This window comes from Flavobacterium seoulense, from assembly GCF_000695795.1.
In the GTDB taxonomy this organism is placed as follows: domain Bacteria; phylum Bacteroidota; class Bacteroidia; order Flavobacteriales; family Flavobacteriaceae; genus Flavobacterium; species Flavobacterium seoulense.
Map to the genome: position 1 here is coordinate 22,398 of NZ_JNCA01000017.1, position 18,609 is coordinate 41,006.

The following is an 18,609-nucleotide window of genomic DNA, read 5'->3' on the forward strand; positions in this document are numbered from 1 at the left end:
GTAATTGATTTTTGCAATTGTCTTTGAGATTTTAAAGTTCGTTTTTAATATTAGTCAGCTGTACTTTGATAGCTTCCAGTTTACTAATGATTTCAAATTTGTCCAATGTTTTCTTTTGCCCTTCTTTTAAATGTATTTTAGCACCTTCGAGAGTAAATCCGCGTTCTTTTACCAAATGATAAATTAATTGCAGGTTTTTGATGTCCTCCGGAGTAAACATTCTGTTGCCTTTAGCATTTTTTTTTGGTTTTAGAATATCAAATTCGCTATCCCAAAATCGAATTAATGAGGCATTGACATCAAAAGCTTTTGCAACTTCGCCAATGCTGTAATATCTTTTTCCAGGTGGTAATTCTATGTGCATATTTTTTTAAATTCCAAATTAATAAATTCCAAAATCCAATATTTTAATTCTAAAATCAGAAATTAACAATCAAAAATTGTTAATCAAGCGACTGATTTTCCTGGTTAGCCAGTTTTGATATCGCAACGTATTCCACCGCCGAAATATTGCCATAATAAAAATTAAGCGGATTTACAACACGACCATCTTTATGAACTTCGTAATGTAAATGTGGTGCTTCTGATCGTCCTGTACTTCCTACATAACCAATAATATCTCCACGTTTAATACGTTGTCCTACTTTACAATTGTATTTGCTTAAATGAGCATACAAGGTTTCGTATCCATAACCATGCCTAATCACTATGTGATTGCCGTATCCTGAAGCTCTGTCATCTGCCTGCTTGATAACACCATCACCAGTAGCAAAAACAGGAGTTCCGGTTTTTGCTGTAAAATCCATGCCTTCGTGCATTTTTCTTACTTTGGTAAAAGGATCCGTTCGATATCCAAAGCCTGATGCCATGTGTTTTAAATTTTCATTTCTGACAGGTTGTATGGCAGGAATGGCAGCTAATAATTTATTTTTTTCCTTGGCTAATTTTAAAATATAATCCAATGATTTGGATTGAATAGCCAGTTCTTTTGTCAAAATGTCAACTCTTTTAGTGGTTTCTAAAACTAGTTTACTATTGTCATAACCTTCTAATAATTTATATCTGTTTACATCTTTAAAACCTGATTTTCTTTCTTCTTCAGAAATAGGAGCAGTGTTGAAATATGTTCGATACAAGTTATTATCTCGTTCTTCGATAGCTTCAACAACGTTGTCCAGCTGATCCATTTTCTTGTTCAAAACGGCATAATTTAGTTTCAAATTTTCAATTTCCCGAAGCAAAAGACGGTCTTTTGGTGTGTCAAAATAAGGTGTATTCAGTAAAATGACAAAACAGATAAAACCAAATAAGGCTGAAGCCAATAAAAACAGAGCAGCAAAGCCAAATTTTCTTCTTTTTTTGACTTTGATTTTTCGATAGGCCAGATTTTCAGAATCGTAATAATATTTTACTTTCGCCATATTTTAAAATACCCTATTTTTGCAGCTTCTAAAAAAGCGCATTGCAACAAATTTAATAAATGTTTTAGTTGTTACGCCCTTTTTTTAGTATTAAATATAACATAAAATTGAGTGAAAGATTTAAAAATTTGATGATTTAAAAATTGTTGAATTGATATGAGTTTTACAAAAAATAAATAAAAACTTTGTGCCTTAGCGCCTTAGTGGCAAAAAAATAGATAAATGAAATCACAAGACATTCGCAAAGCGTATTTACAATTCTTTGAAAGTAAAGGACATTTAATTGTTCCTTCGGCACCTATTGTTCTAAAAGATGATCCAACACTGATGTTCAACAATTCAGGAATGGCACAGTTTAAAGAATATTTTTTAGGAAACGCCACGCCAAAAAGCAATCGTATTACTGATACGCAAAAATGTCTTCGTGTTTCAGGAAAACATAACGATTTAGAAGATGTAGGTTTTGATACTTACCATCATACGATGTTCGAAATGTTAGGAAACTGGTCTTTTGGCGATTATTTCAAAAAAGAGGCTATTCCGTGGGCTTGGGAATTTTTAACAGAAGTGTTGAAATTAGACAAAGACCGTTTGTATGTTTCTGTTTTCGAAGGAAACGAAGCTGAGAACGTTCCTTTTGATCAGGAGGCTTTTGATATTTGGAAACAATTTGTTTCTGAAGACCGAATTATTCTTGGAAATAAAAAAGACAATTTCTGGGAAATGGGAGATCAGGGACCTTGTGGACCTTGTTCAGAAATTCATATCGATTTGCGTACCGATGCTGAAAGAGCTGAAGTTTCAGGTTTCAGTTTAGTAAATGCCGATCATCCGCAGGTGGTGGAAATCTGGAACAACGTATTTATGGAGTTCAACCGCAAAGCCGATGGTTCATTAGAGAAATTACCGGCGCAACACGTAGATACAGGAATGGGATTTGAGCGTTTGTGTATGGCGATGCAAAACGTAACTTCTAATTATGATACGGATGTGTTTACACCGCTTATTGAAAAAGTGGAGCAAATTACAGGATTAAAATATACTTCAAACGAAGTTAAAAATATATCAGAAGAGCAAAATAAAACCAATATTGCGATTCGTGTGGTTGTAGATCACGTGCGTGCGGTAGCCTTTGCTATTGCTGATGGACAATTGCCATCTAATACAGGAGCAGGTTATGTAATTCGTCGTATTTTACGTCGTGCTATTCGTTACGGATTTACTTTTCTGGGAACAAAAGAACCATTTATCAATCAATTGGTGGCTGTTTTAGCAGATCAAATGGGCGAATTTTTCCCTGAAATCAAAAAACAACAAGCATTGGTTACCAATGTAATTCGTGAAGAAGAAGCTTCTTTTTTGAGAACTTTAGATCAGGGATTACAATTGCTTGAAAATGTAATGGCAGAAACTAAAGGGACGGAAGTTTCAGGAGCTAAAGCATTCGAATTGTATGATACTTTTGGTTTCCCAATTGATTTAACGGCTTTGATTCTTAGAGAAAGAGGATTTAGTTTAGACGAAGCCGGTTTTGAAAAAGCGATGCAGGAACAAAAATCACGTTCGCGTGCAGCTTCTGAAGTTTCTACTGACGACTGGCAAATTTTGGTTGACGGAAATGTGGAATCTTTTGTAGGTTATGATCAAGTTGAAAATGAAGTGAAGATTACCCGTATCCGTAAAGTTGATTCTAAAAAAGATGGGGTTTTGTACCAAATCGTATTAGATACTACGCCATTCTATCCGGAAGGTGGAGGTCAGGTAGGTGATAAAGGAACTTTGGTTTCGGCTAACGAAACGATTGAAATCATCGATACCAAAAAAGAGAATAATTTGATTCTGCATTTTGCTAAAAAATTGCCTGAGAATTTAGAAGCTAGTTTTGTAGCTAAAGTAAATACCGATTTAAGAACAGCGACTTCTAAAAATCACTCGGCGACTCACTTGATGCATCAGGCTTTACGAGCTATTTTAGGAACACATGTGGAGCAAAAAGGATCTTTGGTAAACCCGAAAAACTTGCGTTTTGACTTCTCTCATTTTTCTAAAGTAACCGATGAAGAATTACAACAGGTAGAGGATTTTGTAAATGCCCGAATTCAGGAGCAATTACCATTAATCGAAAGAAGAAGCATTCCTATCCAACAGGCTTTAGACGAAGGTGCGATGGCTTTGTTTGGTGAAAAATATGGAGATAATGTGCGTGCAATAAAATTTGGCGACAGTATGGAATTGTGTGGAGGGATCCACGTGAACAATACGGCTGATATCTGGTCTTTCAAAATCGTTTCTGAAGGAGCTGTGGCTGCCGGAATCCGTCGTGTTGAGGCAATTACAGGTGAAGGAGTGAGACAGTTTTTTGCTTCGCAGGAAGAATTGTTGAGCGAAATTAAAACAGCATTGAAAAATCCGCAAGATACTGTGAAAGCAGTAGTTTCTTTACAGGATGAAAATGCTAAGTTGAAAAAGCAAGTTGAAGCTTTATTGAAAGAGAAAGCAAAAAATATGAAAGCTGAATTGGCTAACGAACTTCAGGAAGTAAACGGAGTACAATTTTTAGCGAAACAAGTTGATTTGAATCCAGAAGGAGCAAAAGATTTGGCTTATGAATTAGGACAAAACAGTACTAATTTATTTCTGGTTTTGGCTACAGCCGAAGAAGGAAAACCAATGTTAAGCTGTTATATCTCTAAAGAATTAGTAGCTGAGAAAAATTTAAATGCGGGACAAGTAGTTCGTGAATTAGGAAAATTTATCCAGGGTGGAGGCGGAGGACAGCCGTTCTTTGCTACCGCAGGAGGTAAAAATGCTGCCGGAATCCCTGAAGCATTAGCTAAAGCAATTGATTACGTGAAATAATTAATTTTAGTTCTATAAAAAATTTGAAACCCTTTTAGTTTGTTTTAGGCAAATTAAAAGGGTTTCTTAGGTTAGGGTTTGTAGTTTTTATTTTTACGAATTGGAAATTTCAATACCATTTTCTTCAAGAATATCAAGAAGATATAGGTTTTGTTTGGGGTCGTATTTCTCAATTCCGCTTTGGTACCATTTAAGTAAAACACTTATTTGAAAATGGGTATAGCCTTCGGTATCGATATTAATACCTAATAAACCGGCTAAAAGAAATTCGTCTAAGGTTTTTTCGCTGATTATTTTTTTCGGAATGCCATTAGCAACACTACCGTTTATACTTTCATAATCCAGTCTTCCGGAATTAAAACCTTCATTAAAAGCCGAATTAGGAGTGTTGTTTTTTACTTCTGAATAAGGATTTAGACCAGTAGAATAACCTTGAAGGTAATCTTGTCTGTAAATTGGGTTAAAGATGTTTTTCATGATGTTTTTAGTAGTATTCTTTGTCAAATGTAGAAGCATTAAATCACTAAACCACTTAAAATCGTTGAAAGGAGAAAAAACTCTTTAAACCGCTTGGCACATGTATTTAGTCGTTAAAATAGGTAGTTTAAAATAAGCGTTTTTATTGATAAATGCTTTATTTGATACCATTTAAGGAGAGTAAAAACTCTTTTTTATAGTCTTTTATAATGAAGTGTGAATTTTATGTTTGTTTTCTATAATAATGTTCGTTTAAACGGGTTTTTAGGTTGTTGAACTTGTTTTGTTGACTAAACTGAATTTAAGTTCTAAGTTTGGATACCCCAAAATACCTAAGTTTAAAACATAACCTAAATACACCATGAAAAATTTAGTTAAAACATTTTTTTTCATTTCGATTACTGCTATTTTCTTAAGTTCTTGTTCTAATGACAAAAACGAAAAAGGGAAAAACTTCATTAAGATTATTGAATCTACTCAAAACGGAATTGTTGAGAATTCAGTGTTCACTTATAATGATAAACAGCTTGTCAGTGCTGAGAATTCGAAATCAAAAACAGATTATACATATAATGATGGTTTGATAACTAAAGTTATCACTTATAGTAAGACAACTAATGCAACTATTGTTGTGAATTATAAGTACAATAATGAAAAATTAACTGAAGTTACTTCTTCTGAAAATTATGTAATCAATTATACTCACAATTCAGATGGAACGGTAAGCTATGAGAAATTTACTGTTGACGCTAAAAAACAACAGCAAAAAGTATATCATGGTACATTGGTTTTTAAAAACCAAAACCTGATTAAAGACGAACGTGTTTTTGATGACGCCGATGAAAATTCGGTTTCTAGTTCTAAAACTACTTTTGATTACGATACTTTCAATAATCCGTATTTTAGTATTGTAGGATTTGATAAATTATTAGATCAGGGAGCTGCTATTTCTAAAAACAATATTGTAATGACTGTTGCCGAAACTACTGTTGTTTCTGGTGAAGGAACAATTTCTTCTGCAAATATGTATAAAACTACTTTTAAATATGATTCGGATGATTATCCAACAGAGCAAGTGTCTGAAGCTAGTTTGAACAATCCAAATTATTCTAAAATCCAGTATTTGTATTAAATTTTAATACTTAATTTTGGAAAAAAGTCCTAATGCAATTTCGTACCAAAATTCCTGTTCAACAAAATCCGTTTCTTATTGATTATAATTCGTCAATGCTATCATTAGGATCTTGTTTTGCAGTAAATATGGCTAGTAAATTAGATTATTATAAATTTCAAAATAACTGCAATCCGTTTGGGATTATTTTTAATCCTGTTTCAATTGAAAAATTAATTGAAAGAGCTGTCAATAAGCAATTATTTACTGAAAAAGATATTTTTTTCTACAATGATTTATGGCATTGTTTCGAAGTGCATTCGGAACTTTCAAATCCTGATAAGGCAACTTTTTTAAAGTTATTAAATGAATTGGTTCTGGCTACAAATCAACAAATAGCAGAATCGACTCATTTTATAATTACCTACGGAACGTCATGGGTATATCGAAATATTGAAAGCAATACCATTGTTGCCAATTGCCATAAAGTGCCACAAAAACAATTTACGAAAGAAATACTTTCAATAGAAACGATTCAAAACGCAATCCAGAAAACATTTGCTTTAATTGAATCCTTAAACCCTAAAGCAAAATTTATTGTAACCGTTTCGCCAGTGCGACATGTCAAAGATGGTTTTGTAGAAAATCAAAGGAGTAAAGCTCATTTAATTTCTGCGATTCATTCAGCCCTTAACTCACAGCTCAAAACTCATAACTACTTTCCAAGTTACGAAATTATGATGGACGAATTACGTGATTATCGTTTTTATGCTGATGATATGTTGCATCCAAGTGCTATGGCTGTCGATTATATTTGGCAAATTTTTAAAGAAAAAAATATTTCAGAAACTACATTTGATGCAATGGAAGAAATTGCTACTGTTCAAAAAGGTTTGGCGCACAAAGCTTTTAATCCAAATTCTGAAAGTCATTTAAAATTTGAAGCCAATCTCCGAAAAAAAATCAGTAAATTAGAATCTCAGTATCCATTCATGAAATTTTAGTTATGATAAAAAAAATAATCATTGGTATAATCGTTGTTGCAGCAGTTTTGTTATTATTCAAATATTGTGATTTCAAAAAAGATAACGAAGATGATATCACTTACAATACGAATCTTATTCAGCAGCAAATTGTAAATGTTGGCAAATTAGTAGTAACCGAAGGGCATTTCTCTGAAGTGATTACCTATAAAAATCAGCAAAAATATTTGATGAATATGGTTTCTTTCGAAAAGAAAGCACTTATTGTAGTCAATGCTGATGTAACGGTGGCTTATGATTTGCACCAAATGAAATACGATATTGATGAAAAAAATAAAACCATCACCATTGTAAGTATTCCAAAAGAAGAAATTAAAATCAATCCTGATATCAAATTTTATGATGTCGAACAAAGTAAGCTGAATCCTTTTACAGGTGACGATTACAACAAAATCAATAAATCAGTAAAAGCTAATTTGGCTAAGAAAATAGAAAAATCGACATTAAAATCGAATGCTAAAAACCGTTTGATAAGCGAACTTTCTAAAATTCTGATTCTTACTAATACAATGGGCTGGACGTTACAATACGAGGGTCAGGTTGTTGAAACCGAAAAAGATTTAGGACAACAGCTTAAATTGTAATTTAGAAAACAATTTGAATCAGAAAAGCTTAACTAAATAATTAGTATCTTTATAATGCTAAAAGTTTTTAAAATGAATATTGAAGCACATAAAAATCAGATAATTAAAAAACTGAAAGGGGTTCAAGATGAGCAACTTTTAAATCAAATAGATGCTGTTTTAAATGGTAATCCTATCTTGGCTTATACTGCCGAAGGTCAATCCTTAACTGCATCTCAATATCTTGCTCACATAGAATCCATTAGTGATGCAGTAGCTGATGGAGCAGAAACCTATACATCTGAACAAGTTCGTGCATCCATTTTGTCTAATAAAAAATGAAAGTAGTCTGGTCACAGGAAGCAAAGAATTCTCTTTCTAATATCTATTTTTATATTTTAGCAGATAGTCCTCAAAACGCTCTAATGGTTGTGGATAAAATTATAGAACTTGTAGAAACATTACAAGATGAGCGTTTTGAATATTCTAAAGATCCTATTATTAACAAAGAAAAATTCCGCCATGTAAGTATTTGGTCGTATAAAATTATTTACGAACGAACTGAAAATAAAGTAATTATTTTAGATATTTTTAATGGGAGGCAAAATCCGGACAAATTGAAAAAGTATTAAAATAGTTCTCAATTTTCGAAAAAATTCCGTCCTCCATTTCTGAAATATTCAATTTTATAAAAGAACATTTCTGCCATATTTTTAGCTCTAAGTTTAGCCTCGTCAGCAAGTGGACCCTGGTACAAAGAATCAATGGTTTCGGTAAAAATTTCCATCCAACGGTTAAAATGTTCTTTGGCTACCGGTAAATGTTTATGTGCAGGAAACGGACTTCCGGAATAAGTATGTTCTTCGAGTAAAATAGTTTGCCAAAAACGGTACATTCTTTCTAAGTGTGAAGGCCATTGATTTCCGATTTTTTCGTTAAAAATAGGTCCAATTAATTCGTCCTTGCGAACTTTAGTATAAAAACTATCAACTAATAATTTGATGTCATCAAGGTTTTGTATGTCGGCTATGCGGCTCATGTTTTTAGAAATAATAAATTGTAAAGTTAGTTTTTAACCAATTAACTGATGGAATAAATCTTGTTTTTCGTTAAGGTATTTGTATTCAAAACCTTTGGCTTCCATTTTTGTCTTTATGGCAATAATATCGTTTCTGTTTTTAAGTTCAAGACCTACAACGGCCGGGCCTACTTCGCGGCTGTTTTTTTTGGTAAACTGAAAATAAGTAATATCATCATCAGGGCCTAAAATATCATTGACAAATTCTTTTAAAGCACCAGGACGTTGCGGAAACTGAATCATAAAATAATGCATCAATCCTTCGTAAAGTAAAGAACGTTCTTTTATTTCGGCAGTGCGTTCAATGTCGTTGTTACTTCCGCTCACAATACAAACTACTGTTTTTCCTTTTATTTCTTCTTTATAAAAATCCAGAGCGGCTATTGTTAAAGCGCCTGCTGGCTCGACTACCATAGCTTCTTCATTGTATAAACGTAAAATGGTTGTGCAAACTTTTCCTTCGGGAACAAGAATGATGTCGCTTAGATTTTTTTGACAAATATCAAAAGTCATTTTTCCCACTTGTTTTACGGCTGCTCCGTCTACAAATTTGTCGATATTTTCTAAAACACTCACTTTGCCGTTAGCGATAGAAGTTTTCATAGATGCCGCTCCTTTGGGTTCTACACCAATAATTTTAGTGTTAGGACTCATGTGTTTAAAAACTTCCGAAAGTCCAGATGCTAGTCCGCCACCGCCAATAGGAACAAAAACATAATCAATAGGTTTTGAATAATTTTCTAAAATTTCTAAACCCACAGTTCCTTGTCCAGCAATTACTTTGTCATCATCAAAAGGATGAATGAAAGTCATTTTATTCTTGGTAGCATCTGCCATCGCAGCAGCATAAGCATCGTCAAAAGTATCTCCTGTAAGTACAATTTCGACAAACGCACCGCCAAAAAGACTCACTTGTTTCAGTTTCTGTTTTGGAGTGGTTTTAGGCATATAGATTTTACCTTTTATTTGCAATAATTTACAAGAATACGCCACGCCCTGAGCGTGATTTCCAGCACTGGCACATATTACACCTTGCTCTTGTTCTTCGGAAGTTAGTGTGCTAATTTTGTTATATGCACCTCTAATTTTATACGAACGAACGGTTTGTAAATCTTCTCTTTTTAATAAAACACGGGCACCGAATTCTGTAGAAAGATTTAAATTTTCCGAAAGTGGTGTAGCCATTACAACTCCTTGTAATTGTTTTTTTGCTTCTTGTATTTTATGGAATAATTTCATGATTTTATGGGTATAAAAAAACCTCCTTAAAAAGGAGGTTCATAAATTGTATTGTTTACTTATTTACATAACACTCCGCCATTATTGTTGAATAATAATGTTAATAGCAATGTTAATGATAATAGTGTTGTTCATTGTTCTGATTTGTTTTACAAATATACAGAATCTTTGCTTCTAAGAATGAAAAATTATTTTTTTGTTTCAGCAGATGGAGGAAATTGCGCCAGAATTTTAGAAACAAATTCATTAATTTGATTTTCTTTCTCTCTTCGGTTTTCAGTCAGAGTTCCTATTCCTTCTCCTTGCCAAATTAATTCTTTTTTCTTAGCATCGATCAAATCAATGTAAAGTGTTCCTTGAGTTGATGAGGTAACGTAAGTATTATTTCCTCCCCAGAAATAAGGATTCCATCCCCATCCCCAACCGTAACCCCAACCCATGTTGAACTGGTTCACGTCAAGTTGTTCTCTTTCTTTAGTGAAAATGTTCACTAATAAATCAGGATTATTACTTCGGGTCATCCCTTTTTTAGTAAATTCATCTTCAATGGCATGTAAAATTCTTCTTTTGTCCAATTCTGATATCTGAACTCTGTCAATACCTTTTTTGTGAAAAGCATAAGTTTTGTATTTGCTAAAATCAGCACGACTATCGTAATCAGAGTGAACTCTAATGGAGCTGCAAGAACTCAATATAAAAAGAAATAATAGCGGTAATATTTTGAGTGTTTTCATGGTGTAATTATTTGATTAATAATGTATAATTAAAATTTGGTTCTGCTTTTATTAATTTACGATAAAAAGAAAAAAAAGATTTAAAATCATTGTGTTTTTTTCGTCAGTACCGTTATTTTTTGATTGTTCCTGTTTTTTTATCGTATCCGTAAGGACAATGACGACAGCCACTTTTACAACAATACCCTCTTTTTAAATGATATTTTTCAGTAAAACATTTATATCCTTCGGGGGTGTAATAGAAATCTTCGCCTTCTATTAATTTATTTTCATTACTTTGCCCTATCATTAATGGTTTTGTTGTTGATTATCAATACAAATTTATAAATTAAACAAACAATGTTTTTTATTGTTAACAAGTATTTAATACCAAAAGGTTTCCGTGGGTTAACGGCTTATCCATTTGTATTTTTAAAATACCGAACTGATAAAAACGATGCTGTTTTTATCAACCACGAACGTATTCATTTAAGACAACAAATAGAATTGTTAATACTTCCTTTTTTTATTTGGTATTTTATCGAATATCTTATTCGCCTGTTACAATATAATAACAAAAATCGTGCCTATCGAAATATTTCCTTTGAGAAAGAGGCATATAGTAACGAATTTGATACTGATTATCTTAAAAATAGAAAGATGTTTGGTTTTTGGAAGTATTTATTTCGAATAAAATAAAACTGTTTTTCTTACTAAATACCTAAAGATTTCACAAAGATTGACTAAGTTGCTATGAAGTTTTATCTTTGCGAAAAAGAATTGCTTTGAATCAAAAACTGCAAATACAATTTCCTAATTCCATTTCTGTTACTATTAAGAGAGAAGATTTGATTCATTCTGTAGTTTCTGGAAATAAATTTCGAAAATTAAAGTACAATTTGCTTCAGGCAAAAACTGAAAATAAAAAATCGCTGCTTACTTTTGGTGGTGCTTTTTCGAATCATATTGCGGCGGTTGCTTTTGCTGCCAGAGAAAATGGTTTTCAGTCCATCGGAATTATTCGTGGAGATGAATTGAGAGATAAGATTGCTGGAAATCCCACTTTGAAATTTGCTCAGGAATGCGGAATGCAATTCGAATTTGTTTCCCGTGAAGCTTATCGGTTGAAAACAGAAGACACTTTTTTAGCCGATTTGAAATCAAAGTTTGGCGATTTTTTCCTGATTCCTGAAGGCGGAACCAATGCTTATGCAATAAAAGGCTGCGAAGAAATTTTAACTTCTGAAGATAAGGAGTTTGATTATATTTGTTGTGCAGTTGGAACCGGCGGAACTATTTCCGGAATAATCAATAGTGCATTGCGACATCAAAAAGTTTTAGGATTTCCGGCTCTGAAAGGCGATTTTTTAAAAGATGAAATCCGTATTTTTGTGCAAAATGAAAATTGGGATTTAATTACTGAATATCATTTTGGCGGATATGGTAAAGTAAATACAGATTTGGTTCAGTTTATTAATCAGTTTTATCATGAAAATCAAATTCCGTTAGATCCTGTTTATACTGGAAAAATGGTTTTTGGCGTTATAGATTTAATTCAAAATAATTATTTTCCAGCTCAATCTAATATTTTACTCATTCATACCGGAGGATTACAAGGAATTCAAGGAATGAATGCTGAATTGAAAAAGAAACAATTACCAACAATAGCTATCCATGTTTAAGAAAAACCTACTGTTATTTGTCGTTTTACTGCTTGTAAGTTGTCATGCTTCAAAATCCCCAATTGCGACAACAAAAAAGGCAGTCAGTAAAAATACTTCCTATTCTCAAAAAAATAAAAGAACCCATACTTCTAAAAGTCGTAGCGAAGTGATTGAATCTACTTCAAGAACCGTGGTTACTAATGATATTGTAAGTAGTTATGTGTTGCAGTACAAAGATATTGCGATGAGTAATATGAAAACTTACGGGATTCCGGCGAGTATTATTCTGGCTCAGGGAATTTTAGAATCAGGAGCCGGAAGAGGGAATTTAGCAGTAAATGCTAATAATCATTTTGGAATAAAATGCCATGCTGATTGGGTAGGAGATAGTGTAAGACATGACGATGACAGTAGTCAGGAATGTTTTAGAAAATACAATAAAGCATCCGAATCGTATCGTGATCACGCTTTGTTTTTAACAGGGAAAGGCAGGTATGCAAGTTTGTTTACATTAGACAAAGACGATTATGAAGCCTGGGCAAAAGGACTAAGAAAAGCAGGTTATGCGACTGATCCAAGATATCCGGATAAGTTGATTTCTTATATTGAACGTTATAATTTAGCCGAATATGATGCTATCGTTTTAGGAACTAAATTTGTGCCTATCGAAAATCAAAATTCCAGATCTGTTAATGTGAGTTCGAGAAATGATGGTTATTATGAGGTTCAAAAAGGAGATACTCTGTATTCAATTTCGAAAAAATATAATGTATTAGTAGAAGACTTAAAACAGAAAAATAAACTTTCAGATAATACACTTTCAATAGGTCAGCGACTGAAAATAAATTAATTATAATTCAATAAAAAATAATAAGATGTTTGGAAATCAAGATTTGTAAATCTAAAATCTGAACTCAAAAAAATAAAATCATAAATGTTATATCAAAGAAGTAGCCAGCTTTTTGCTGAAGCAGAAAAAGTAATTCCGGGAGGCGTGAATTCGCCGGTAAGAGCATTCAAATCAGTAGGTGGAACGCCAATTTTTGTTAAAAAAGCCAAAGGAGCTTATTTATATGATGAAGATGGAAACCGATTAATTGATTATATTAATTCCTGGGGACCTATGGTTTTAGGTCATGCTTTTGAACCTGTAGTACATGCAGTAACTGAGAAAGCGAAACTAGGAACTTCTTTTGGGATGCCAACAGAATTAGAAACCCAAATAGCGGCTTTGGCAGTTTCGATGGTGCCTAATATCGATAAAATTCGTTTTGTAAATTCAGGAACTGAAGCTTGTATGAGCGCAATAAGATTAGCCCGCGGATTTACGAAAAGAGATAAAATAATAAAATTTGCAGGTTGTTACCACGGGCATTCTGATTCTTTCCTGATTCAGGCAGGAAGTGGTGCTATGACATTTGGATCGCCAAATAGTCCGGGAGTTACAGCAGGAACAGCCAAGGATACCTTGTTAGCTACCTACAATGATTTGCAAAATGTAAAAAACTTAATTGATGTTAACAGAAACGAAATAGCAGCAATTATAATAGAACCGGTTGCGGGTAATATGGGATGTATACCACCAGCTGAAGGTTTCTTAAAAGGCTTACGCCAATTGTGTGACGAAAACGGAATATTACTGATTTTTGATGAGGTAATGACAGGTTTTAGATTAGCCAGAGGTGGTGCACAGGAATTACTAAGTATTAATGCTGATATTGTTTGTTTCGGAAAAGTAATTGGCGGCGGATTGCCAGTAGGGGCTTTTGCAGCCCGCAAAGAAATTATGAATTATTTAGCGCCACTTGGACCGGTTTATCAGGCTGGAACTTTATCAGGAAATCCATTAGCAATGGCTGCTGGTTTAGCTATGTTAGAATCTTTAAATAATGATACTGCTATTTTTCAGCGATTAGAAGAAAAAACAGCTTATTTAGAAGCTGGAATAAAAAAAGTTTTAGAAGCTAATAATGTAGTGCATACAATCAATAGAGTTGGTTCTATGATTTCAGTACATTTTGATGCTGATCCGGTTGTTGATTTAAAAACTGCGGCTAATGGAGATAATGATACTTTTAAAAAATTCTTCCATGGATTATTACAAGAAGGAATTTATATTGCACCTTCAGCTTATGAAACCTGGTTTATCACCGATGCTTTGACTTATGAAGATTTAGATTTCACAATCAATGCCATCGATAAAGTTTCAAAAACTTTATAATTTTAAAAAGCAAAAAAGCTTCGGGTGTTTATCCCGAAGCTTTTTTCTTTTAGTTTTCCATGTTGTCTCCTCCTTGTGGTCTGTCATTCATTCCACCACCTTGTCGGTCACCCATTCTTTGCTGCATTCTTTGTCTCATTTGTGCCTGATTAGCTTCCCATTTTTTTAATTGTTCAGGAGTTAGAATTGCTTTTAATTTGTCATCTGTTTTTTTTCTTTCTTCCTGCATTTGCTCTCTGGAAAAACCTTTTTGGTTTTCTCTGTTTTTAGCTTGCTCAGCATAAAGCTGTTTTAATTGATCCTGTTGTGCTGCGTCTAAGTTTAATTCTTTAGACATTCTTTCAACACGTTGTTCAGGAGAGAAATTACCTCTTTGTGGTCTGTTGCCATTTTGTGCAAACGTAGATACACTAACAACTAATAATGCGGCAATAATTAATTTTTTCATTTTTTCGTGGTTTATGTTAAAGTTATAGGGTTAAGACAATAAATAATGAAAAAGGTTTAATTATTAATGTTTTTTATGAAGTGGTTTTTTGAAATTGTTCTCGAATCTTTAGTATTTATTACAATTGTACTGAAAAATATTTTTCCAGTTTTGTTGCTTTAGGGAATAAAATATTGTTTTCTAAATGAATGTGTTTGTGTAAATCTTCTTCAAATTCTTTTAGCATGGCAAAAGTTACTTTATAGGTATTACACGCATCGGCCGGTGGAGTGTAATTATTACTTATTGCGGCTATTTTTCTAAAACGTTCCCCTTCGGTATCGTGTTCATGCATCATCATCGTGATTGGGTTTTCGATAGTTCCAAAATGGGGTTGTTCAATGAGCTCATCTGAAATAGTTGCACGAACTAATTTCTTGATGAAAGGAAATAAAATAAGTTCTTCTTTTTTCATGTGCTGGGCTAATTCTCCGGCACAGCCTGTAAAAAGTTCGTTAATTACGAATAATTCGGGATGAGAATTTCCATGTACTTTGCACAGTTTGTTTAAAAAAGGAAGTAAAATGGCTGTTTTTTCTTCAACATAGCGATGATGCGTTTTTTCGATATAATCGACTAATAAATCTAAAGGCCATGCATTGAAATCAATTCCAGAATCGTTTTTTGTATTTAAAACCGTATTTAATTCTTCTAATAAATAGCCAGAAGACAAGTTTTTCTGATGACAAACTTCTTCAATTGTTCTGTTTCCTTTACAGCAAAAATCAATTCCATGTTTTGAAAAAACAGCTGCTGTTCTAAAATCGTTTGCTACATATTTTCCAATTGTAGTTTTTTCTAAAGTTTCCATAATAGTTGTTTTTATATTGTAATTCATTATTTTGATGTTTAAAATTATTAATAACAAAACCTGTGGAATATGATTTAAATCATATGTTACATTTTTTATCCGTGCTTTCTTTGTAGTGTTAAAAAAGGATTACAATTTTTTAACCGAAAAAACTGATAATTTAGAGATGAAATTTGTATCTTGTCTTTTCTTGAAGTAGTATTTTTCGTTGTTTATTTTGTTTGTGAAATTTAATTAAAGAAAGTATGAGTAACTTGTCACAATCACACCAAATATTATTTTTAAATACACTCGCTTTTGCAGTTTGTTTTGCCTGTTGGACTTTAAATGGAGTTTTGGTTACTTTTTTAGTAGATCAGGAAATTTTCGATTGGAATGTAGTTCAAATCGGCTGGCTATTAGGAATTCCGGTACTTACAGGTTCCTTGATGCGGTTACCAATGGGAATTTTGACAGATAAGTTCGGAGGTCGGGTAATGTATTCTGCTTTATTGATTTTAGCTTCAATTCCTTTGTTTTTACTGCCTTTTGCTACTAATTTTTGGATGTTTGCTTTGTTGAGTTTCATGTTCGGAATGGTAGGAACCAGTTTTGCAATAGGTGTGGCTTACACTTCACTTTGGTATCCAAAAGACTGGCAGGGACGTGCATTAGGAATCTTCGGAATGGGAACTGCCGGAGCATCAATTACTCCTTTTATAGCACCAAGTTTATTAAAATATTTCTCCGAATCAGATCCTGTGAATGGCTGGAAATATCTGCCGGTAATTTATGGTTCTGCATTATTGATTATGGGAATTGCTTTTATCTTTTTTTCGAAAACAAAAAAGATTGAGGGAAAACCAAAAACTGTGAAAGAATTGTTGCAACCACTTAAAGAGGTACGGGTTTGGCGTTTCGGGACTTACTATTTTTTATTGTTTGGTTCTTTTGTGTCATTTTCTCAATGGTTGTTGCCTAATTTCATGAATGTTTATCATACCACTCTAATTTTAGGAGGATTGTTTACGACCTGTTTTAGTTTGCCGGCTGGTGTTATTCGTGCCTTTGGCGGATTTTTATCAGATAAGTTTGGTGCCAGAAAAGTGATGTATTGGGTGTTGAGCACTTCGGTAGTATTGAGTTTTTTGCTATTGTTCCCAAAAATGAATATTACAACTTCGGGTAATGGCTTAATGGCGGGTAAAGCTGGTACTGTTACGCAGGTTTTACCTTCTAAAATTGTGATTGACGAAAGAGAATACGTAGTTACTCCAAAAGATAATAGTGAAAATAATAGTCAATTTTTTCCCTCTAAAAAAACCTGGCAGGAAGTTGTTGTTGCCGAAAATCAAAAGATTCAAAAGAAAGAATTAATTGCTGATGGAATTACCCAAATCCATTTTGAGGCTAATATGTGGGTGTATCTTATTTTGGTGATTTTAATTGGTACCTGTTGGGGGATTGGTTCAGCGGCAGTTTATAAACATATTCCGGAATATTTCCCAAATCAGGTGGGAGTTATTGGTGGAATGGTTGGAATGATTGGTGGTTTAGGAGGTTTTATTGGACCAATTGTTTTTGGATATCTACTTGCATTTACTGGTTTCTGGACAAGTTCATGGCTCTTTATTTTTGCTTTATCAATTGTTTGCCTGATTTGGATGCATCGTGTAATTGTAAAAATGACAAGAGAAAGACTACCTGAATTTGCTCAGGATATGGATCGAAAAGACCAATAATTATAACATTATTAAGTATTATTGTTCTTTGTATGTACTTAAGTATTTTTTCTTATTTTTTTACTTAGTTTTGTGTGACCTATAAAATGAAACTATTAGTTTTTAGCGGAATTTTAAAAGTGTTGAGATTTAAAATAATACGAAATGAAAGACAGACAATTTAATATAAAAGCCTTGCTCATCGCTACCTTACTTTCAATAGTGATGATTGTATTAGTGTTTTATGGGTCAAGAAAATTACAGAATTTTGATGCAGCTTTAATTACGTATCTTTTTGGAACCGTATTTGCATTTTTCGGTATTGTATATCGTTATACGGTTTGGTTACAAAGACCTCCAACATGGATTTATTTTAAAAGAGGAATAATATTTTTATTTACAGGAAAAGTATTTTCTCATTTTTGGTTTGCTACTAAAGAAACGGTCGAAAATATCGCATTTCAAAAATTTATTTATCCTCGGGGAAAATACCGCTGGATGGCGCATTTTATGATTGCAATAGGTTGTACTTCTGCTTTTTTAATCACAATACCGCTAACTTTCGGATGGATTCATTTTACGATGGCTCCTAATAGTATTTCAGTTTACGAAGCTCATTTTTTTGGATTCAAAGTAATGGACTTTGAATTAGATTCCATTATGGCATTCCTTACATTTCATGCATTGAACTGGTCTTCTTATCTGGTGATTTTTGGTTCCTTATATTATTTAAGAAGAAGATTGACAAATCCCGGATTGATTGCCACACAAACTTTTGAAGGCGATTTACTGCCGTTAATTTTATTGATTGCTATTTCGGTAACAGGATTAGGATTGACTTATTCGTACCAATTCATGAAAGGTTTTGCTTTCGATTTCTTAGCAGTACTGCATGCCGTCACGGTAATTATGTTTTTGATTTGGGTTCCGTTCGGAAAGTTTTTTCACATTATTCAGCGTCCGGCACAAATTGGGGCGCATATTTATAATAAAGAAGGAAGAAAGAAAGGAATGGCAGTTTGTCCACATACTCATGAAGAGTTTGCTACAAAATTACATATTGACGATTTGAAAATTGTAACTAAAGAACTGGGTTTTGATTTTACCTATGAAGACGGAACTTCACATTTGGATTTAAGCCCAGAGGGAAAAAGATCAAGATTAGCCCAGGCACATTTAAAAGCGAGACAGTCTGGAGGGAATTTATTTGGATAATTAAAAG

The 18,609-nt window shown here is 33.1% G+C and carries 21 protein-coding genes; 12 read left to right on the forward strand and 9 right to left on the reverse strand.

The genetic code is table 11. The features are described from left to right. Positions 1 to 31 precede the first annotated feature (31 nt). The gene (locus FEM21_RS09285; RefSeq protein ID WP_035659816.1) at positions 32 to 364 is read right to left on the reverse strand and encodes a MerR family transcriptional regulator; all 333 of its coding nucleotides are present in this window, start codon (positions 362 to 364) and stop codon (positions 32 to 34) included. Between the two features lie 79 nt (positions 365 to 443). Continuing rightward, the gene (locus FEM21_RS09290; RefSeq protein WP_035659817.1) at positions 444 to 1,421 is read right to left on the reverse strand and encodes a M23 family metallopeptidase; all 978 of its coding nucleotides are present in this window, start codon (positions 1,419 to 1,421) and stop codon (positions 444 to 446) included. A gap of 222 nt (positions 1,422 to 1,643) precedes the next feature. Between FEM21_RS09290 and alaS the strand changes: the two genes are divergently transcribed. Continuing rightward, positions 1,644 to 4,280: an alanine--tRNA ligase gene (gene alaS / locus FEM21_RS09295; protein ID WP_035659818.1), complete on the forward strand. Its 2,637-nt coding sequence runs from the start codon at positions 1,644 to 1,646 to the stop codon at positions 4,278 to 4,280. Positions 4,281 to 4,373: 93 nt separating this feature from the next. On the opposite strand, the gene FEM21_RS09300 is transcribed toward alaS, so the two are convergent. Next, positions 4,374 to 4,757, reverse strand: coding sequence for a hypothetical protein (locus tag FEM21_RS09300; protein WP_035659819.1), 384 nt, complete (start codon positions 4,755 to 4,757; stop codon positions 4,374 to 4,376). A gap of 361 nt (positions 4,758 to 5,118) precedes the next feature. Here FEM21_RS09300 and FEM21_RS09305 point away from each other — a divergent pair, with 361 nt between their 5' ends. The 5 genes from FEM21_RS09305 to FEM21_RS09325 all read left to right on the forward strand — a co-directional run bounded on the left by FEM21_RS09305 (position 5,119) and on the right by FEM21_RS09325 (position 8,106). Beyond that, on the forward strand, positions 5,119 to 5,889 hold the full coding sequence (locus FEM21_RS09305; RefSeq protein WP_051627544.1) for a hypothetical protein: 771 nt from the start codon (positions 5,119 to 5,121) through the stop codon (positions 5,887 to 5,889). Between the two features lie 32 nt (positions 5,890 to 5,921). Continuing rightward, on the forward strand, positions 5,922 to 6,872 hold the full coding sequence (locus FEM21_RS09310; RefSeq protein WP_035659820.1) for a GSCFA domain-containing protein: 951 nt from the start codon (positions 5,922 to 5,924) through the stop codon (positions 6,870 to 6,872). A 2-nt stretch (positions 6,873 to 6,874) separates the two neighbouring features. Then, positions 6,875 to 7,495, forward strand: coding sequence for a DUF4230 domain-containing protein (locus tag FEM21_RS09315; protein ID WP_035659821.1), 621 nt, complete (start codon positions 6,875 to 6,877; stop codon positions 7,493 to 7,495). A 72-nt stretch (positions 7,496 to 7,567) separates the two neighbouring features. Beyond that, a complete protein-coding gene (locus FEM21_RS09320; protein ID WP_152547389.1) occupies positions 7,568 to 7,816 on the forward strand; it encodes a hypothetical protein in 249 nt (82 codons plus the stop codon). Then, complete coding sequence (locus tag FEM21_RS09325; RefSeq protein ID WP_035659825.1) at positions 7,813 to 8,106, forward strand: type II toxin-antitoxin system RelE/ParE family toxin; 294 nt, start codon at positions 7,813 to 7,815, stop codon at positions 8,104 to 8,106. The genes FEM21_RS09320 and FEM21_RS09325 overlap by 4 nt, the downstream gene beginning before the upstream one ends. A gap of 8 nt (positions 8,107 to 8,114) precedes the next feature. On the opposite strand, the gene FEM21_RS09330 is transcribed toward FEM21_RS09325, so the two are convergent. The 4 genes from FEM21_RS09330 to FEM21_RS16555 form a co-directional block, all read right to left on the reverse strand. Next, positions 8,115 to 8,513, reverse strand: coding sequence for a group III truncated hemoglobin (locus FEM21_RS09330; protein ID WP_035659827.1), 399 nt, complete (start codon positions 8,511 to 8,513; stop codon positions 8,115 to 8,117). Positions 8,514 to 8,546: 33 nt separating this feature from the next. Next, entirely contained in the window at positions 8,547 to 9,791 is a 1,245-nt protein-coding gene (ilvA, locus tag FEM21_RS09335; RefSeq protein ID WP_035659829.1) for a threonine ammonia-lyase IlvA, read from the reverse strand. A gap of 188 nt (positions 9,792 to 9,979) precedes the next feature. Further along, positions 9,980 to 10,525 carry a DUF4136 domain-containing protein gene (locus FEM21_RS09340; RefSeq protein WP_035659831.1) on the reverse strand — a complete coding sequence of 182 codons (546 nt, stop codon included), beginning with the start codon at positions 10,523 to 10,525 and terminating at the stop codon, positions 9,980 to 9,982. Between the two features lie 112 nt (positions 10,526 to 10,637). Further along, positions 10,638 to 10,814 (reverse strand): DUF5522 domain-containing protein, encoded by a 177-nt coding sequence (locus FEM21_RS16555; protein WP_160171312.1) that lies wholly within the window; start codon positions 10,812 to 10,814, stop codon positions 10,638 to 10,640. Between the two features lie 50 nt (positions 10,815 to 10,864). Here FEM21_RS16555 and FEM21_RS09345 point away from each other — a divergent pair, with 50 nt between their 5' ends. The 4 genes from FEM21_RS09345 to hemL all read left to right on the forward strand — a co-directional run bounded on the left by FEM21_RS09345 (position 10,865) and on the right by hemL (position 14,389). Then, positions 10,865 to 11,203 carry a hypothetical protein gene (locus FEM21_RS09345; protein WP_035659833.1) on the forward strand — a complete coding sequence of 113 codons (339 nt, stop codon included), beginning with the start codon at positions 10,865 to 10,867 and terminating at the stop codon, positions 11,201 to 11,203. Between the two features lie 86 nt (positions 11,204 to 11,289). Then, the gene (locus tag FEM21_RS09350) at positions 11,290 to 12,186 is read left to right on the forward strand and encodes a 1-aminocyclopropane-1-carboxylate deaminase/D-cysteine desulfhydrase (RefSeq protein ID WP_035660058.1); all 897 of its coding nucleotides are present in this window, start codon (positions 11,290 to 11,292) and stop codon (positions 12,184 to 12,186) included. Beyond that, positions 12,179 to 13,018, forward strand: a complete 840-nt coding sequence (locus FEM21_RS09355) for a glucosaminidase domain-containing protein (protein ID WP_035659836.1) — start codon at positions 12,179 to 12,181, stop codon at positions 13,016 to 13,018. Before FEM21_RS09350 ends, FEM21_RS09355 begins: the two co-directional genes overlap by 8 nt. A gap of 84 nt (positions 13,019 to 13,102) precedes the next feature. Then, positions 13,103 to 14,389 (forward strand): glutamate-1-semialdehyde 2,1-aminomutase, encoded by a 1,287-nt coding sequence (gene hemL, locus FEM21_RS09360; RefSeq protein ID WP_035659839.1) that lies wholly within the window; start codon positions 13,103 to 13,105, stop codon positions 14,387 to 14,389. 49 nt (positions 14,390 to 14,438) lie between these two features. Here the strand turns inward: hemL and FEM21_RS09365 are convergent, their stop codons facing one another. Together FEM21_RS09365 and ric are read right to left on the reverse strand one after the other, a co-directional pair. After that, complete coding sequence (locus FEM21_RS09365; RefSeq protein ID WP_035659841.1) at positions 14,439 to 14,837, reverse strand: Spy/CpxP family protein refolding chaperone; 399 nt, start codon at positions 14,835 to 14,837, stop codon at positions 14,439 to 14,441. Between the two features lie 118 nt (positions 14,838 to 14,955). Then, positions 14,956 to 15,687 carry an iron-sulfur cluster repair di-iron protein gene (gene ric, locus FEM21_RS09370; RefSeq protein ID WP_035660060.1) on the reverse strand — a complete coding sequence of 244 codons (732 nt, stop codon included), beginning with the start codon at positions 15,685 to 15,687 and terminating at the stop codon, positions 14,956 to 14,958. Between the two features lie 245 nt (positions 15,688 to 15,932). On the opposite strand from ric, the gene FEM21_RS09375 reads away from it, so the two are divergent. Continuing rightward, positions 15,933 to 17,408: an MFS transporter gene (locus FEM21_RS09375; RefSeq protein ID WP_035659842.1), complete on the forward strand. Its 1,476-nt coding sequence runs from the start codon at positions 15,933 to 15,935 to the stop codon at positions 17,406 to 17,408. 144 nt (positions 17,409 to 17,552) lie between these two features. Then, entirely contained in the window at positions 17,553 to 18,602 is a 1,050-nt protein-coding gene (locus tag FEM21_RS09380; protein ID WP_035659844.1) for a hypothetical protein, read from the forward strand. Positions 18,603 to 18,609 lie beyond the last annotated feature (7 nt).

What these genes read in the sequence shown, in the direction of transcription:
- FEM21_RS09285 (WP_035659816.1), bottom strand. Translation starts at nt 364, where the DNA reads ATGCACATAGAATTACCACCTGGAAAAAGATATTACAGCATTGGCGAA.
- FEM21_RS09375 (WP_035659842.1), top strand. Translation starts at nt 15,933, where the DNA reads ATGAGTAACTTGTCACAATCACACCAAATATTATTTTTAAATACACTC.
- ilvA (WP_035659829.1), bottom strand. Translation starts at nt 9,791, where the DNA reads ATGAAATTATTCCATAAAATACAAGAAGCAAAAAAACAATTACAAGGA.
- FEM21_RS09310 (WP_035659820.1), top strand. Translation starts at nt 5,922, where the DNA reads ATGCAATTTCGTACCAAAATTCCTGTTCAACAAAATCCGTTTCTTATT.
- FEM21_RS09305 (WP_051627544.1), top strand. Translation starts at nt 5,119, where the DNA reads ATGAAAAATTTAGTTAAAACATTTTTTTTCATTTCGATTACTGCTATT.
- FEM21_RS09345 (WP_035659833.1), top strand. Translation starts at nt 10,865, where the DNA reads ATGTTTTTTATTGTTAACAAGTATTTAATACCAAAAGGTTTCCGTGGG.
- FEM21_RS09300 (WP_035659819.1), bottom strand. Translation starts at nt 4,757, where the DNA reads ATGAAAAACATCTTTAACCCAATTTACAGACAAGATTACCTTCAAGGT.
- FEM21_RS09320 (WP_152547389.1), top strand. Translation starts at nt 7,568, where the DNA reads ATGAATATTGAAGCACATAAAAATCAGATAATTAAAAAACTGAAAGGG.
- FEM21_RS09315 (WP_035659821.1), top strand. Translation starts at nt 6,875, where the DNA reads ATGATAAAAAAAATAATCATTGGTATAATCGTTGTTGCAGCAGTTTTG.
- FEM21_RS09380 (WP_035659844.1), top strand. Translation starts at nt 17,553, where the DNA reads ATGAAAGACAGACAATTTAATATAAAAGCCTTGCTCATCGCTACCTTA.
- ric (WP_035660060.1), bottom strand. Translation starts at nt 15,687, where the DNA reads ATGGAAACTTTAGAAAAAACTACAATTGGAAAATATGTAGCAAACGAT.
- FEM21_RS09355 (WP_035659836.1), top strand. Translation starts at nt 12,179, where the DNA reads ATGTTTAAGAAAAACCTACTGTTATTTGTCGTTTTACTGCTTGTAAGT.
- FEM21_RS09340 (WP_035659831.1), bottom strand. Translation starts at nt 10,525, where the DNA reads ATGAAAACACTCAAAATATTACCGCTATTATTTCTTTTTATATTGAGT.
- FEM21_RS09365 (WP_035659841.1), bottom strand. Translation starts at nt 14,837, where the DNA reads ATGAAAAAATTAATTATTGCCGCATTATTAGTTGTTAGTGTATCTACG.
- FEM21_RS09290 (WP_035659817.1), bottom strand. Translation starts at nt 1,421, where the DNA reads ATGGCGAAAGTAAAATATTATTACGATTCTGAAAATCTGGCCTATCGA.
- alaS (WP_035659818.1), top strand. Translation starts at nt 1,644, where the DNA reads ATGAAATCACAAGACATTCGCAAAGCGTATTTACAATTCTTTGAAAGT.
- FEM21_RS16555 (WP_160171312.1), bottom strand. Translation starts at nt 10,814, where the DNA reads ATGATAGGGCAAAGTAATGAAAATAAATTAATAGAAGGCGAAGATTTC.
- FEM21_RS09330 (WP_035659827.1), bottom strand. Translation starts at nt 8,513, where the DNA reads ATGAGCCGCATAGCCGACATACAAAACCTTGATGACATCAAATTATTA.
- FEM21_RS09325 (WP_035659825.1), top strand. Translation starts at nt 7,813, where the DNA reads ATGAAAGTAGTCTGGTCACAGGAAGCAAAGAATTCTCTTTCTAATATC.
- hemL (WP_035659839.1), top strand. Translation starts at nt 13,103, where the DNA reads ATGTTATATCAAAGAAGTAGCCAGCTTTTTGCTGAAGCAGAAAAAGTA.